This window comes from Arenibacter aquaticus, assembly GCF_003957295.1.
Taxonomy (GTDB): domain Bacteria; phylum Bacteroidota; class Bacteroidia; order Flavobacteriales; family Flavobacteriaceae; genus Arenibacter; species Arenibacter aquaticus.
Genome location: NZ_RQPJ01000008.1, coordinates 164,917 through 181,011, shown reverse-complemented (window position 1 = coordinate 181,011; position 16,095 = coordinate 164,917). Strand labels below are relative to the sequence as shown.

The following is a 16,095-nucleotide window of genomic DNA, read 5'->3' as shown; positions in this document are numbered from 1 at the left end:
AAACTAAAAGTGCCAATAAATCATTGTCCGTTATTAAATACCATATATGAATGCTTTAAAGTCTGTTGAATGGTCTATCTTCTTCCGTGGTGGAGATGATATGGCCGTTAAGAATTATTGAAGCCTTGGAAATAATTTAGGCCATGGTATCGATCCATAAAATCCTAATATTTTATGGAACACATAGTGAAGAAGGGTCTTTTCTTTTGTTTCGTTTTATTCATTGCCTGTCTATTTTAAAATAAGGTATTCATGAACCGTCCGTGACGGTTTCTTTGGACAGGCAAAGAAAATGAAAGAAAAAGGTATTGATGAACCTCCTTGGTCAGTTTCATTACGAATCAAAGAAAAACAATAAACACCACCTGAGTAAATTGAAAGGATAATTTCTACATAAGTCAAACTCGTTTTTTTTCAAAAAATAAAACCAACATTCCAAATACACATCAATTAATCATGATTCCAGGAAACCATTTAAGCTATGGCAAACTCCATAAACCCAGTGCTTTGAACAAGGGCAAAAAAAAAAACTGCCTAAACGTGTTGTTTAGGCAGTTTTTATAGCTTGGCATCAAAGCTGTATACTAATACAACACCCTAAATTTAATGGTATTATCTATCTTCTTCAGTGCTTTAATAACATCCTTATTGTATTCCTTGTCCAAATCAGATATTACATATCCCACTTCATTATCGGTTGAAAGATATTGACCAGAAATATTCATATCGTATCTAGCCAAAACTTCGTTGATTTTAGCCATGATCCCAGGAACATTTTTATGAATATGCAAAAAACGATGGGCATTGTTTTGCTTTGGTAACCTTATATTTGGAAAGTTCACCGCATCAACTGTATTACCTGAATTTATATAATCCATTATTTTATTGGGCACAAATTCGGCTATATCCTTTTGTGCCTCCTCTGTACTACCTCCAATATGAGGAGTTAGGATAACATTTTCCAATCCTTTGAGCTCGGTAAAGAATTCACCATTACTCCTAGGTTCCTCTGGATAAACATCTATTGCAGCACCTGCAATCTTACCGTTTTTAAGGGCATTTGCCAAAGCCTCAATATCTACAACAAAACCTCGTGACAGATTTACAAATAATGCTCCATCCCTCATTTGGTTAATTTCCCTTTCCCCGATAAAATTTTTATTGGCCTTATTATCATCTATGTGTAGGGTTACTACATCCGCAACATTCAACAATTCCTCCAAGGTACTGCATTTTGTGGCATTACCCAGGGCCAATTGATCCCCAACATCATAATAGTAAACACGCATCCCCAAGGCTTCGGCCAATACGGATAATTGTTTACCTATATTACCATAACCAACTATGCCCAAGTTCTTACCTCTCACCTCTTTTGAGTTGGCAGCGGTTTTGTTCCATTGTCCATTGTGGATTTCGGTACTACGTGGAAATATACTCCTCATCAACATAATTATCTCCCCAATGGCAAGTTCTACCACAGATCTGGTATTGCTGTAGGGAGCATTGAACACAACCACTCCTTTTTCCTTGCAGGCCCCTAGGTCTATTTGGGTAGTTCCTATACAAAAGGCCCCTACGACCATAAGTTTATCTGCAGCGGCCAAAACATTTTTTGTCACCTGGGTCTTGGAACGTATTCCCAAAACGTGAACTCCTTTAATCTTCTCAATGAGCTCCTCTTCGGTTAAACTGTGCTTCAAAAGCTCTACGGAGAATCCTTCTTCCGTAAGCGTATCAAATGCATTTTGATGCACATTTTCCAAAAGTAAAATCTTAATTCTATTCTTCGGGTAGGATATTTTTCTCGGCAACTTGTTCACAAATAAAAATTCATCTAAATTAGGTGTAATATAGTCTGCGTTTTTCGCAGCCTTTTCTCTATGCACATTCTCCGTATAAGCAAAGAACTTATCTGCTATACCTGCTTCGCGCATTACATAATCACTATAACCATCTCCTATGACCTGCACCTCACCTGGTAAATCCAAGTTTTTTAAACAGGCTATCTTTCCGTTATGGGAGGCCAAATCATTTTCCTCGTCAAACCCAATAATCTTACCATCATCGTCAAACCTGAAGGTGTTGGCATATACTCTATCGGCCGGAATGTCATATTCAGCCACTATTGGATCTATAAACTCTTTGAACCCACAGGAAATCACATAAATATCATCTGAATAATTATGAAAAAACTCCTTATTGGACTCTATAGACTTTGAAATTTTCTGGCGTAGAAGTTGGACCAATTCCTCCAAGTCATCTTTATGGGCGTCCAACAATTTAATCCGTTTTTCCAGGGACTCGGTAAAGGAAATATCCCCGTCTATTCCCAAGTTGGTAATTTTTTGGATTTCGCGAATAATATCATCCTTATCCGCTCTTCCGTCCAGCGTTATTTCCGCTAAAACGTCCAACGCCTCTACCCTAGTAAGGGTACTATCAAAATCAAACACATACTTTCTGCCTTCCGCAACCATTGAATCTGAAATTTAAGGAGCAAAAGTATGAATTAATTTAATCCGCCCCTTTAATATTGTCAATAAAAGTAACTGGTTATAGATTATTCCCTTTTAAATTAACAAATTCTTTATTATAGGCCTTATAATTAACAAATTCTCATTTTTTTCGTTTACTGTAGGCAACAATTATTCTTCTCTGAGCAAGATTCATTAATCTATTTTAGCCTATTTAACGACATGAATATGTATTTGGAAATTAGTAAAACAGGGACTAATGGCCCTATCCTATCCCTCTATTGCCATTCTTTATTGGCCCCACATATAAATTATACCCGTTATCATAGCCAAGCCAAAACTCAGTAAAGTCCCTATAAGGATATATTCGGTTAGTTTACGGGAATTGCTTTCTTTAAGGTCATTGAACCTAAAAACCGATTTTGCGGTTATCAATAGGCCAATTGCCTCCCACCTGCCAAGAATGATAAAGACCAAAACAAACAATCGTTCAATGATCCCAATATACTTTCCCGCATTGGGAAGTGATTTATGATCCAGCGCTATCTGTTGGGACATTCCTTCCAATAATTTGGCCATTATAATAGAAGCTGGATACCCTACAAACACAATGGCAGTAATTAAAGACCAATCTATTTGCTTTATCAGCATTTGGGTCTGCTCCAACAGGTTGGTATGGAATGCGCAACAATAAAGGACTATCATATGTAGGACCTGATCTACAAAAAAAGGAATAGCCTTATTCTTAAAATAGGGATTGGCATATAACTTTAATGCATCTATAATATAATGGAACACGGTAATGATCAGCACCCACTTCCACATATCCAAATCCCAGAGCAGCAACATGGCAACTATAAAATGAACAAGGACATGTAAGTACAAATACCGGGATCTTATCTTATTGGCCTCCTTGTGGACCACCCACTTATTGGGTTGTAAGAGAAAATCCCCAATTAGATGGGCCAAAAAAAGTTTGGTAAACAGTATCATTCTACTAGCTGTTTTATTTTTTCGCTATAATAATCCAACACCTCCAATACCAAATCCATTCTTGCGCGTTTTAAGCGTTGACTCACAGCCGATTGTTTTATACTTAGTTGTTCTGCTATCCCTTGTTGAGGCTCATTGGGCCTTTCTAATGTTAGCCCCACCATTTCTGCTGAAACCTGTGACCAGTGGTCCATAAAATTTAAAGCTAGCTTTAACATCAGGTTTAAGGTGCGGTCCCAATATTTGTCCCCGCTTATAATGGCCATATTGAGCTTTTGCTCCTTTAAGGTTTCAAAAATACGTCCAGATCGCTGATAGGCCGTGCCGTTGGATTCACTTACACTACTCCCCAAATAGGTTTCGGACCCAATTCCTATCCCCATGCGCACATCCAATTGCTGTACAGATTTAATAGTGGCCTTTATATGGATAGCCATACGCAAGGCCTTTTCTGGCGTAGTTTTCACCTGAAACTCATCGCCCCTATAAATTTCCCAATCTACAGGAGTTTCCCCATGTTGACCTAAATAATCCTTTAAAACATGGATCCAGTCCGAAGTCTTATCGCGATCGGAATTAATAATATCTCCTGTTATGACAGCAACCATATATAAGTTAAAATGCTAATATTCTTAATTATAAGCTAATATACTAATATTTTTAATTATAAGCTATATTGTTAATATTAATTTCATTAAAACCACCGTCTTACCATCACACAATACTTCTGATATGCCTTCCCATACTTCTTTACCAACACTTCCTCCTCCGGTATTATTTGAAAAGTATTCATATAATATACAAACCCGGCTGCGAGAAGCGTATTAAAAGCATTGCCCAAATACAGACCCAAAGCCAACAAAAGCAGCAACAAGCATAAATACATAGGATTTCTCGTGTACTTATAAATTCCACCGGTAACCAAAACCCTGGTCTTGGACGGATGCAAAGGGTCAAGGGATGTTTTTGCCCTAAAAAACTGCAACAAAGAAATAGCTCCAATAAGAAATGCAAGTAAGCAGATAGCATAAAGTAAATAGTCCCTTCCAAAAAAATCAAAATATCCTACAGGCAAATAGGTCTTCAACAGGTACATGAACAATCCAAATAATAAGAAAACAAGCAGAGGGGGTAATTTTAACTTCATATGAGATACATTGATGAGAAAATAAAATTACTACTTTTAGACTTTTAAAAATAATATGTCCCAGAAGATAATTAATCCCAGCGCATATAAAACCCTTAAAACAAATGTAATGCAATTGGTTTTTGCCACCCATAATCCCAACAAAATAAGGGAAGTACAAATATTATTGCCCAATGACATAGAGCTTTTGTCTTTGGAAGACATAGGCTGCACGGAGGATATTCCAGAAACGTCGCCGGATCTGGAGGGGAATGCGGCACAAAAGGCAAACTATGTTACAGAAAAATATGGCTACGCGTGTTTTGCGGATGACACCGGACTTCTGGTAGACGCATTAAACGGAGCGCCTGGTGTATATTCCGCCAGATATGCCGGTAAACAAAAAAGTTCCGAAGACAATATGAACAAATTGCTGGACCATTTACAGCATCATACTGACCGATCTGCCCATTTTAAAACAGTCATCGCATTAAATATCAACAACCAGCAATATTTTTTTAAGGGAGTTGTAGAAGGAGAAATAACCACAGAAAAAAAAGGCGAAAAAGGTTTTGGCTATGACCCCATATTTTCACCACTGGGCTACGATAAAACTTTTGCTGAGCTACCCTTGTCCGTTAAAAATGAAATAAGCCACCGTGGCCTTGCCATCAAACAATTGCTTGCCTTTTTCAAAAATCTATCCAATGCAGAACGATAATTCCAAAGAGACTCCTAAAAAAAAATATAAATTACTAGACCGCACAGAAGCCATTGGAGCTATACTAATTGCCGTGTTTGCGGCACTTATGGCCATTGCGGAACTGATAAACAACAATTTGGAAGAGGAAATGATGATTTCACACAACAAATTGGTAAACTACTACAATTGGTATCAGTCCAAGAGCATTAAACAAGGGCTTAAAGAAAGTGAAATGCACTACCTAAGCGCTCTGACCGAAACCGGAATTATCCCCAATGACAAACTGAGCAACTTTAGGACAAAACTTGCGGAGACCAAATCTTTAGTTCTCAAATACGAAGCCGAAAAAACTGAAATTCTAGTAGGCTCGGCCAATCTACCTCGTGAACACTGGACACAGGACCTGGACGGGGAAATGGGCAAAATAATAGGAATCAATGAATGGCAACAGCTTACCCAAGACTACGATTCTGCTACCCAAAAATTTGACTTGGGAAAATTACTATTTCAAATCTGTATAGTTTTGGGAGCGGTATGTATTGTTATACATGAGAACAAAAAATTACAGAAGAACTTTATCTCTTTAGTGCTGATATTTGGCGCCATTGGTATCCTGATATCCGCATATGGCTTTACCATTGCTCCGTAAATCACTTGGAAATAAACTATTTTAATTAAAAAATTAACAGTACCTTTGCAGCTTCAATTAACGCCGCTGGTATAGCATGTGTTGCGCTGAGTCTAAATAGGTTATAGGAATAATCGCTCTATGCAACATACATATTTGCGATTATTTAAAACATATTATGACGAAATTTGAAGCATTAGGGCTAAAACAGTCCCTATTAAATGCTATTTCTGATTTGGGATTTGAATCCCCTTCAGAAGTGCAAGAAAAAGCCATCCCTATCTTATTGGAAAGTGAAACGGATCTAGTTGCCTTGGCACAGACCGGAACAGGTAAGACTGCCGCATTTGGCTTTCCCCTTATTCAAAAAATTGATGGAAACAGTAGAACAACACAAGGATTGATCCTTTCCCCTACTCGGGAACTATGCTTACAGATTACCAATGAGCTTAATCTTTACTCCAAATATGACAAAGGGGTAAACGTGGTAGCCATATACGGTGGAGCTAGTATCACAGACCAAGCTAGACAGGTAAAAAGGGGCGCTCAAATAGTAGTAGCCACTCCTGGAAGAATGAAAGATATGATTGGCAGGGGCCTAGTAGATATTTCCAAAATTGACTACTGTGTGTTGGATGAAGCGGATGAGATGTTGAACATGGGCTTTTTTGAAGACATAAAAGACATCCTTTCCAATACTCCTCAAGACAAATCTACATGGCTTTTTTCGGCCACCATGCCCCGAGAGGTATCGGTCATCGCTAAAAAATTCATGCACAGCCCTCAGGAAATAACCGTAGGCTCCAAGAACTCCGGTGCAAGTACCGTACAACATGAGTATTACGTTGTGGGTGGCAGGGACCGCTATCCTGCCTTGAAAAGACTAGCCGATACCAACCCGGACATCTTTTCCGTTATTTTCTGTAGAACCAAAAGGGACACGCAAAAAGTAGCCGAAAAATTGATTGAGGATGGGTACAATGCTGGTGCATTACATGGGGATTTAAGCCAAAACCAGAGAGATTTGGTCATGAATTCCTTCCGTAAAAAACAAATACAGATGTTGGTCGCCACAGACGTGGCCGCAAGGGGCATTGATGTTGACGATATTACCCATGTTATCAACTATCAGCTGCCCGATGAAATAGAGACCTATACCCACCGAAGTGGACGTACGGGAAGGGCAGGAAAATCTGGAATCTCAATGGTCATTGTTACCAGAAGTGAACTTCGGAAAATTAAAGCCATAGAAAATAAGATCCAACAAGATTTTATTTCCAAAAAAATCCCTACCGGAATGGAAATCTGTGAAATACAGCTTTACCATTTGGCCAATAAGATTAAAAATACAGAAATAAACAAGGAGGTAGACAATTATCTCCCCGCCATAAACGACGTACTACAAGGTATTGATAGGGACGAGTTGATAAAAAAAATAGTCTCGGTAGAATTTACCCGTTTCTATAATTACTACAACAAAACCAAAGACTTAAATACCGTGGATTCTTCCGATAGGGGTAAACGCGGTGATGGCAATGGAAGCTTTGGTAATGATGGTAACGTTAGATATTTCATCAATGTTGGCGAAAAAGACGGATACGACTGGATGTCTTTGAAGGATTTCCTTAGGGATACCGTTAATTTAGGAAAAGATGATATCTTTAAAGTAGATGTAAAAGATAGCTTCTCGTTCTTTAACACCGATGCATCGGCTACAGAAGCCATCTTAAGCACCTTTACCGAGTTTAAAGTAGACGGAAGATTTGTTAACGTTGAAGTCTCTAAAAACCCCGGTGGCGGAGGCGGTAGAGGTAGACGCGACAGAAGCAGAAGTGGAGGCGGTAGAGATAGGGACAGAGATAGAGGCCGTGGCAAAAGAAGAGAAAGAAGCGCTTCCAAAGGAGGCTCCTCCAGTTACTCTGGAAAAAGAAGATCTAAAAGAAAAAGTGATTCCTTTTAGTTAATTGTATATTAAAAAAATACGCTTCGGCGTATTTTTTTAGTTAGTTTACCAAAATAATACTGGAATTAATTTAATGAAAAACTATTTATTGCCCTTATTCATATTATTTATTTCCTTGGGATATTCCCAAAATGAAAAAAATGAAACGGGATTACAACAGCTAAAAGCCGTGGTCGCCAATGCACAAACCGACCAACCATTGGAAAGCGTTCATGTGGTAAACCTGAATCAAGTTGTAGGAACCATTACCAATGAACAAGGTGAGTTTCAAATTTCTGCCAAGGTAAACGACACCCTTTTCTTTTCCTTTTTAGGATTTAAATCACAAAAAGTGAGGGTCACCAATGATATGTTTAAATTTAAGGATACAAAAATCTCCCTAACCGAATTGGCATATGCGTTGGAAGAGGTCATAGTAAGACCTTATGCTCTTACCGGATATTTAGAGATAGATGTTAAAAACCTACCCCTAAACAACGCCTTTCAGTATAGCATCTCTGGCCTATCGGTTGGTTACGAGGCTGGTAGCAAAAACCCCAGTGCCGTTACCAAGGTCCTGGGAGCAATCCTTAATCCTGCTGATTTATTGCGTAATTTATTTGGAAAAAAACCAAACCAAATGCGCAAACTCAGACAAATGAAAGAAGATGATCAAATTAGAGACCTGTTAGCCTCTAAATTTGACAGGGAAACCCTTACAGAACTCCTGCAAATGGAAAAGGTAGATATAGAGGACATCCTAAATAATTGCAATTACTCAAAATCCTTTATTACCACTGCCAACGACCTTCAAATTCTGGATGCCATCAGCAGCTGCTATGAAGAATTTAAAGTTTTGAACCGAAAAAAATAGGGCAAGCCCTGGCCTTCCATAATATCATTGACATTTTAGACTGCTTGTCCAATGTAGTTTTAAAACTTTTACCAATTAATTGAAATAAATTTTCAATTTCCCTTTGCATTTAATAGCTTTAAGAAAAACAGCTTAAAATGTCAAGGTACCTTCCTATAATGGTATTCATTATATTCTTTTTGTCCTGCAAAAGGAATAAAGAAACTGTAAAAGAAGTGACCAACTTGCCTATAGTTACTACACATCCCAAGGAATCCCCTCCCTTTGTCTGGGATGCCGCCAATATTTATTTCCTACTTACCGATCGTTTTTACAATGGGGATACCCTAAACGACAATACGCTAAACCGAAATAATAAAACTGCACCTCTAAGGGGGTTTATGGGAGGAGACCTTAAGGGAATCACCAAAAAAATAGAAGAAGGCTATTTTACGGATTTGGGGGTAAATGCTATTTGGTTAACCCCTGTTGTGGAGCAGATACACGGGAATGTAGATGAAGGAACAGGAAGTACCTATGGCTATCACGGGTATTGGACCAAGGATTGGACCAATCTAGACCCCAATTTTGGCTCTAACAAGGATTTGGAGGTTTTAGTGGATACAGCTCATGACAGAGGTATTAGAATAATAATGGACGTAGTGCTCAACCATACAGGTCCAGTCACAAATTTAGACCCGGTATGGCCAAGGGATTGGGTGCGGACAGGGCCAGTTTGCAAATACACCAATTATGAAACCACAACGGCCTGTACCTTAGTAGAAAACTTGCCCGATATCCTTACTAGAACCGAGGTCCCAGTAGAACTCCCCGATGCCCTATTGGCCAAATGGAAGTCTGAAAACCGACTCAGCAATGAACTGGACGAGTTACAGCTATTTTTTGATCGTACTAAATACCCCAGGACACCACAGTCTTATATCATTAAATGGCTGACCGATTATGTAAACGATTTTGGAATAGACGGGTTTAGGGTGGATACCGCTAAACACGTAGATGAACAGGTATGGTCCGCACTACAAGAACAAGCTTCCATTGCCTTTAATACCTGGAAAAAAAAGCACCCCAAGAAGGTCCTGGACAGCACTTCCTTTTTTATGTTCGGCGAAGTTTACGGCTATGGGATATCGGGCGGAAGAACATATGATTTTGGCGACAAAAAAGTGGATTATTTTAATTATGGCTTCCAAAGTCTTATCAATTTTGAGTTAAAGAATGATGCCAAGCGAAATTATGACTCTATCTTTAGTAAATACAGCAACATACTGCACACCTCTTTAGCCGGTAAAAGTGTAGTAAACTACCTTAGTTCACATGACGATAGCAACCCTTATGACCAAGACAGGAAGCAGCCGTATCGCAGAGCAAACGTACTTCTGCTAAGCCCGGGAATATCCCAAATTTATTATGGGGACGAGAGCAATAGAGGTTTAAATATTAATGAGGCCATAGGGGATGCCAAGCTACGCTCTTTTATGAACTGGAAAGAACAAGATAGCATTGCACAAATTAAAACCGTATTGGCCTACTGGCAAAAACTTGGAAGATTTAGGAACACCCATCCGGCCATAGGGGCGGGGAAACACCATAAACTGTCCCAGAACCCTTATGTTTTTGGCCGAAACTATAAAAATGGGGCGTATAAGGACAAAGTAGTGGTAGGCCTTGATCTTCCCGAAGGCAAAAAAATTCTTTCTGTAAAAGGGTTCTTTGGAGACGGCACACAACTTTATGACACCTTTTCCGAAACCTATACTACCGTAGAAAACGGCAGCATAGTCCTAGAAAACGATAACCCTATAGCACTGCTGGAATTGGCCAAAAAATAATGGATTAACAGGCTAACAGAAACGTATTTAGCCTTCCTTTTCATCTATTTAACTTTTTACTTGTATAGATTTTAAAAATGTTCCCTAATTTCGTACCCTTCCGCTTAAGCGCTAAATAACTATAGCAATAGACATTATATGAAATTGAAAAGAAGACAATTTATCCTAAAACTATTTTTAGGCTCCATTAGTTTTCTAGTTCTTGATGCCTTCTGGTTGGAAACCTATTTTGTAGAATGGACAGAGCATGATATTTCGGATTCGCCATCAAACAAAATAAAGGCGATTCACTTAACAGATCTTCATTTACGAAGTATAAAATCTGTCCATAAATCCATTGCAGATCGGATTAATAAGGAACGTCCGGATGTTATTTTTTTTACCGGGGATTCATTGGAACGAAACAAATACTTTCCGATACTACAAGATTTCTTAAATCTAATTGATCATAAACTACCCAAAATAGCTATTCTGGGGAATAAGGAATATTCTGGGCGTATAGATAAGGATCGTCTAAAGGACGTTTATAAAAGTTACAATGGCACTCTACTGGTAAACGAATCGCATATTTTTGAATCAAAGAATAGAAAAATCAATATTCTGGGAATTGATGATTATGTTTGTGGTTACCCTGATTTTAAAAAAGCTGCCAACAACTTAGACCCCTCTTTGGCCACTGTTATCCTTAATCATTGTCCAGCCTACAGAGAAGAAATAGACCGTTTGAGCCAACCCCTAAATTTAAGACCCTACTTAATTTTATCCGGACATACCCATGGCGGACAAATTACTTTTTTTGGAAAGCCTTTTTTTACGCCATTTGGCAGTGGAAATTATGTAAAAGGATGGTATAGAAACAAGACCTCTAATATGTATGTATCCAAAGGAGTAGGGACCACTGTTTTTCCAATACGCTTTGGCGCCAGGGCAGAGGCCAGTATTTTTTATATTTAAGTTCTAATTTTGGGAATGTAGGGCTATCCTATTGCCTTCTGTATCTTTTAATAAGGCCATAAAACCATGTCCCCCGCCAATTTCCTTTTTAGGCTGTAGAATAGCTCCTCCCGCTTCCTCTACCCTAGATAATTCATCGCTAAGATCTTTACAGGAAAAATATAATACAGCCCCTTTGGTATCACTTGGAATATACGTTGGGTGTTTCACCAAAGAGCCCATGGCGCCCGACTTACCAGGTGCACTGGGAAACCACCCCATGAGGAGACCGTCCAAATCATTAATGGAAATCTTGATCTCAAATACAGACTCATAGAACGTTTTTGCCCTATCCATATCGTTCACGGGAATCTCGAACCAACCAACCATATTGCTCTGCCTATCCATTCTTGACTAATTTTCCATTATGGTCTTTAAACTTTGTAAGCCCTCTTCAAAATCCTTTCCAACAGCCTTGTCCATATTCATAAAAAGCATCATAATAGACATAGGGAATTTATTCTTGCCTTTAAATCCCCAAATTACCTTGGTCTTGTTTGGGCCTGCTTCATAAACCTCCAAATAAGAATCGGAAGTTGACTTAAAGGGTTTTAAAAAGCGTAATTCCCCTTCTATTCTTTTTCCTTCTATTATTTGGGTAATCTCCTGCTCCCCTTCTCCTACCTCTTTATTGCCTTTCCAATAATTTATGGCGCCTACCTCGCCGTCGACACCTGTGAACTTGCTAATCATATCTGGATCCCTCTTGGCCCAAGGGGACCATTCTTGTTGCTTCTTTAAGTATTTTAAGTGCTCAAAAACCTCCGCTTTGGGTCTTGCGATCTCAATGGATCGGGAAACATTATAATCTTTAGGAGCTACAAGGGCCAGAATTGCAATTAAAACAATTAATCCCAGAATTATATAAAGTAATATTGTCATGATTGGTTTGTTTGTTGGTTTACCTACAATATACTAAAAAAATCATTTTGTTCCATAGTATCTGCCCAAAACGTCCTCCAGACTCCGGACCGATTTCTTGGTCCAATCCATCCTTATTTCCAATTTTTCTTTTTCAGAGAGCTTCCAATCCACATTCTCTTTTCTCATTTGACCACTAAGCGTATGCAAGATAATGGCTGCAGATACGGATATGTTCAAACTCTCAGTAAAACCCACCATAGGTATTTTTAAAAGTGCATCTGCCTGGTCCAACACCTCTTTGCTCAAACCTTCTTTTTCCGTGCCGAAAAACAGGGCGGTCTTGCCTTCAAATTTAAAATTGGAAAGAGAGGCATTTTCTCCATGTGGGGTTGTGGCCACTATATTATACCCCTTATTCCTTAATGTTTCAATACAGTCTGTTGTACTATTATACCTATTAAGGTCCACCCATTGCTGTGCCCCCATAGCTATGTGTTTATCCAATCGCTTTCCAAACTTACCTTCAATTAAATGAGCCTGCTGAATACCAAAAACATCACAACTCCTAATAACGGCACTGGTGTTGTGCATTTGGTAAACGTCCTCTATGGCTACGGTAATATAATTTGTTCTATCCTCCAAAATTTTAAGAAAGCGTGCCTTTCTTTGAGGGGTGATAAAACCTTCCAAGTATTCCAGCAATTCATAATCGATCATAGTTCCAAGATAGTAAAAAAGAAAAATTATATTTTTACAAAGATTACCATATTCGCACAAAATGAAAAAAATTGTGGTTTTGACCGGCGCTGGAGTAAGTGCCGAAAGTGGGATTAAGACCTTTAGGGATGCCGATGGGCTGTGGGAAGGTCATGATGTATTGGAAGTGGCCACACCGGAGGGATTTGCCAAAAATCCAGAGTTGGTACTCAACTTCTACAATGAGCGGAGAAGGCAACTGCAGTCCGTTTCCCCCAATGAGGCCCACAAAGCCCTGGTTGGACTGGAAGATTATTTTGACGTAAGCATCATAACCCAAAATGTAGATGACCTGCACGAACGCGCAGGAAGTTCCAACGTTATCCATTTACACGGTGAGCTTTTAAAGGCCAGAAGCATAAAAGACCCACATTCCGTATTGGATTGGAAAACCGATTTGCGGATAGGTGACACGGACAGGGAAGGTCATCAACTACGCCCCCATATAGTTTGGTTTGGCGAGGAAGTGCCCTTATTGGAAAAAGCGGCAACCATAACCCAAGCAGCCAATATTTTAATCATTATAGGCACCTCCATGCAGGTATATCCCGCCGCTAGTTTAATACATTATGTATCACAGAACACACCCATTTATTTTGTGGACCCCAAACCCAACATAAATCCCAATGCTCTTGACAGGCTCACAATTATGGAAACCAGTGCAGCTAAAGGCGTCCCAGACTTGGTAACCCAGCTTATTAAAAGTGAGACCTAATCTTACTTTGGCCTAGGCCAAAATTAAACTTATATTAAGTCCCAACGGCATAGGGGACTTGCTTATTTTTAATACTTTTATATCATTATCAATAATGACTTAAAAGTCGAAAATTTAGATTGGTAGGTCTTCCGTCCCATAATTAATCTTGGTATCCCGTGACAACAAAAGAACTTTACAAATCCCTGAATTACGTTGATCATTCCAGGTTAAAGAGAAAGCAAATGTCCTCCTTGGTAATGAACAACCCTCAATATATGGGCTCCCTAATGCAAATCGCATTTCTGGTAGACGATCCTATTTCCTGCAAGGCCTGTTGGATTATGGAGTTCACGGCCAAAGAACGCCTATACATTCTATTTCCACACATGGATACCTTTACAGAACATATTGGTTTGGTACGCTTGGATCCAGCCGTAAGGCCTATTGCCAAAATATGTGAGTATTTGATAAAATCCTATTTCTCCTCCCATGATAGTGAAACCTGCGAAGCGTTGAATGATAACCATTTGGAACGCATTGCAACCTCTTGCTTTGATTGGCTCATAGGCGAGCATAAGGTAGCGGCCAAAGCGTACTCTATGACCAGCCTATTACTCTTGGGAAGAAAATTTGAATGGATACACCCGGAATTACGTTTGGTTCTAGAACAGGGATACCAACATGGCAGTGCTGCCTATAAGGCTAGGGCAAGGATGACCTTGGCCAAATTAAAGGGCTAAGTATCACCGCTGCATATTTAAATCAACAATCTTTCAGTTAGCTTTTAAACTCATGAACTTATAGCTATCTTTGCCCTTTTCCAAAATCAATCAAATTTTATAAAATGTCATTAAACACCTTAAACGCCATCTCCCCCATAGATGGTAGATACCGCAATAAAGTTGATTCCTTGGCGCCATATTTTTCTGAGGAGGCACTAATAAAATATAGGGTACGGGTAGAAGTTGAATATTTCATAGCTCTTTGCGAAATCCCCTTACCTCAGCTGTCGGGTTTTGACACTTCAAAATTCGGTGACCTAAGAAAAATCTACACCGATTTTAATGAGGAGGATGCTCTGGCCATTAAGGATATAGAAAAGGTGACCAACCACGATGTAAAGGCTGTTGAGTATTTTATAAAAAAAGCCTTTGATAAATTAGGCCTGGAAGCCTATAAAGAATTTATCCATTTTGGTCTAACTTCCCAAGATATCAACAATACCGCTATCCCGTTATCTATCAAAGAAGCCATGAACGAGGTTTATGTACCTCTGTATTTAGAGGTTATAAACAAACTCAATGCTTTGGTAAAAGAGTGGGAAGCAGTACCTATGTTGGCCAGAACCCATGGACAACCGGCCTCCCCTACCCGATTGGGTAAGGAAGTAGAGGTATTTACCGTTCGTTTGGAAGAGCAGTTTAATCTCCTGAACGATATACCAAGTGCAGCCAAATTTGGTGGAGCTACAGGTAATTACAATGCACACAAGGTGGCATACCCCAATATAGATTGGAAGTCTTTTGGTAATAAATTTGTTCAGGGAAAATTGGGACTTCACCATTCTTTTCCCACTACGCAAATTGAGCACTATGACCATATGGCCGCATTATTTGATTGCCTGAAACGTATCAACACCATCATAATTGATTTGGATCGCGATTTCTGGACCTATGTTTCCATGGACTATTTTAAACAAAAAATAAAGGCAGGGGAAGTAGGATCGTCCGCTATGCCGCACAAAGTAAACCCTATCGATTTTGAAAACTCTGAGGGCAACTTGGGAATTGCCAATGCCATATTTGAACATTTATCTGCCAAACTCCCAGTTTCTAGACTACAACGCGATTTAACGGACAGTACCGTACTGCGAAACATAGGCGTTCCATTTGGCCATACTCTCATTGCTTTTCAATCTACCTTAAAAGGATTGAACAAATTACTGCTGAACAAAGAGAAATTTGATCAGGATTTGGATAATAACTGGGCAGTAGTAGCCGAAGCCATTCAGACCATTTTAAGGCGTGAAGCTTATCCCAATCCTTATGAAGCTTTAAAAGGGCTGACCCGTACCAATGAAAAAATCACTCAACAATCTATTGCCAATTTTATTGATACCTTGGAGACCAGCGATGCCATTAAAGCAGAATTAAAACACATTACACCAAGTAATTACACAGGGATCTAAAAGAACAGAACCACCACAATTTGTTGGT

At 39.1% G+C, this 16,095-nt stretch carries 16 protein-coding genes; 9 read left to right on the top strand and 7 right to left on the bottom strand.

The genetic code is table 11. The features are described from left to right. Window positions 1-584: 584 nt before the first annotated feature. The 4 genes from serA to EHW67_RS13255 form a co-directional block, all read right to left on the bottom strand. Window positions 585-2,477, bottom strand: coding sequence for a phosphoglycerate dehydrogenase (gene serA, locus EHW67_RS13270; RefSeq protein WP_126162874.1), 1,893 nt, complete (start codon window positions 2,475-2,477; stop codon window positions 585-587). A gap of 288 nt (window positions 2,478-2,765) precedes the next feature. Then, window positions 2,766-3,467 carry a DUF3307 domain-containing protein gene (locus tag EHW67_RS13265; protein ID WP_126162873.1) on the bottom strand — a complete coding sequence of 234 codons (702 nt, stop codon included), beginning with the start codon at window positions 3,465-3,467 and terminating at the stop codon, window positions 2,766-2,768. Beyond that, window positions 3,464-4,075, bottom strand: a complete 612-nt coding sequence (locus EHW67_RS13260) for a SatD family protein (RefSeq protein ID WP_126162872.1) — start codon at window positions 4,073-4,075, stop codon at window positions 3,464-3,466. The genes EHW67_RS13265 and EHW67_RS13260 overlap by 4 nt, the downstream gene beginning before the upstream one ends. Before the next feature lie 86 nt (window positions 4,076-4,161). Continuing rightward, entirely contained in the window at window positions 4,162-4,614 is a 453-nt protein-coding gene (locus EHW67_RS13255) for a methyltransferase family protein (protein ID WP_126162871.1), read from the bottom strand. Window positions 4,615-4,723: 109 nt separating this feature from the next. Here EHW67_RS13255 and EHW67_RS13250 point away from each other — a divergent pair, with 109 nt between their 5' ends. The 6 genes from EHW67_RS13250 (at window position 4,724) to EHW67_RS13225 (ending at window position 11,523) form a co-directional block, all read left to right on the top strand. Further along, window positions 4,724-5,314, top strand: coding sequence for a non-canonical purine NTP diphosphatase (locus EHW67_RS13250; protein WP_126162904.1), 591 nt, complete (start codon window positions 4,724-4,726; stop codon window positions 5,312-5,314). After that, on the top strand, window positions 5,301-5,945 hold the full coding sequence (locus tag EHW67_RS13245) for a DUF4337 domain-containing protein (RefSeq protein WP_126162870.1): 645 nt from the start codon (window positions 5,301-5,303) through the stop codon (window positions 5,943-5,945). The genes EHW67_RS13250 and EHW67_RS13245 overlap by 14 nt, the downstream gene beginning before the upstream one ends. A gap of 157 nt (window positions 5,946-6,102) precedes the next feature. Beyond that, window positions 6,103-7,884: a DEAD/DEAH box helicase gene (locus EHW67_RS13240; protein WP_126162869.1), complete on the top strand. Its 1,782-nt coding sequence runs from the start codon at window positions 6,103-6,105 to the stop codon at window positions 7,882-7,884. Between the two features lie 76 nt (window positions 7,885-7,960). Continuing rightward, a complete protein-coding gene (locus tag EHW67_RS13235) occupies window positions 7,961-8,740 on the top strand; it encodes a carboxypeptidase-like regulatory domain-containing protein (protein WP_126162868.1) in 780 nt (259 codons plus the stop codon). Between the two features lie 137 nt (window positions 8,741-8,877). Further along, window positions 8,878-10,569, top strand: a complete 1,692-nt coding sequence (locus tag EHW67_RS13230) for an alpha-amylase family glycosyl hydrolase (protein ID WP_126162867.1) — start codon at window positions 8,878-8,880, stop codon at window positions 10,567-10,569. A gap of 138 nt (window positions 10,570-10,707) precedes the next feature. Then, the gene (locus EHW67_RS13225) at window positions 10,708-11,523 is read left to right on the top strand and encodes a metallophosphoesterase (protein WP_126162866.1); all 816 of its coding nucleotides are present in this window, start codon (window positions 10,708-10,710) and stop codon (window positions 11,521-11,523) included. Window positions 11,524-11,526: 3 nt separating this feature from the next. Here the strand turns inward: EHW67_RS13225 and EHW67_RS13220 are convergent, their stop codons facing one another. From EHW67_RS13220 to EHW67_RS13210, 3 genes are read right to left on the bottom strand one after another with little or no spacing between them, the layout of a single operon-like run. After that, window positions 11,527-11,910 carry a VOC family protein gene (locus EHW67_RS13220; protein ID WP_126162865.1) on the bottom strand — a complete coding sequence of 128 codons (384 nt, stop codon included), beginning with the start codon at window positions 11,908-11,910 and terminating at the stop codon, window positions 11,527-11,529. 6 nt (window positions 11,911-11,916) lie between these two features. Continuing rightward, on the bottom strand, window positions 11,917-12,444 hold the full coding sequence (locus tag EHW67_RS13215) for an SRPBCC family protein (RefSeq protein ID WP_126162864.1): 528 nt from the start codon (window positions 12,442-12,444) through the stop codon (window positions 11,917-11,919). A 42-nt stretch (window positions 12,445-12,486) separates the two neighbouring features. Then, entirely contained in the window at window positions 12,487-13,143 is a 657-nt protein-coding gene (locus EHW67_RS13210; RefSeq protein WP_126162863.1) for a TrmH family RNA methyltransferase, read from the bottom strand. Between the two features lie 61 nt (window positions 13,144-13,204). On the opposite strand from EHW67_RS13210, the gene EHW67_RS13205 reads away from it, so the two are divergent. The 3 genes from EHW67_RS13205 (at window position 13,205) to purB (ending at window position 16,067) form a co-directional block, all read left to right on the top strand. Beyond that, a complete protein-coding gene (locus tag EHW67_RS13205) occupies window positions 13,205-13,897 on the top strand; it encodes an SIR2 family NAD-dependent protein deacylase (RefSeq protein ID WP_126162862.1) in 693 nt (230 codons plus the stop codon). 158 nt (window positions 13,898-14,055) lie between these two features. Further along, the gene (locus EHW67_RS13200) at window positions 14,056-14,619 is read left to right on the top strand and encodes an adenylosuccinate lyase (RefSeq protein WP_126162861.1); all 564 of its coding nucleotides are present in this window, start codon (window positions 14,056-14,058) and stop codon (window positions 14,617-14,619) included. A gap of 104 nt (window positions 14,620-14,723) precedes the next feature. Then, window positions 14,724-16,067 (top strand): adenylosuccinate lyase, encoded by a 1,344-nt coding sequence (gene purB / locus EHW67_RS13195; RefSeq protein WP_126162860.1) that lies wholly within the window; start codon window positions 14,724-14,726, stop codon window positions 16,065-16,067. The last annotated feature ends 28 nt before the right edge of the window (window positions 16,068-16,095 follow it).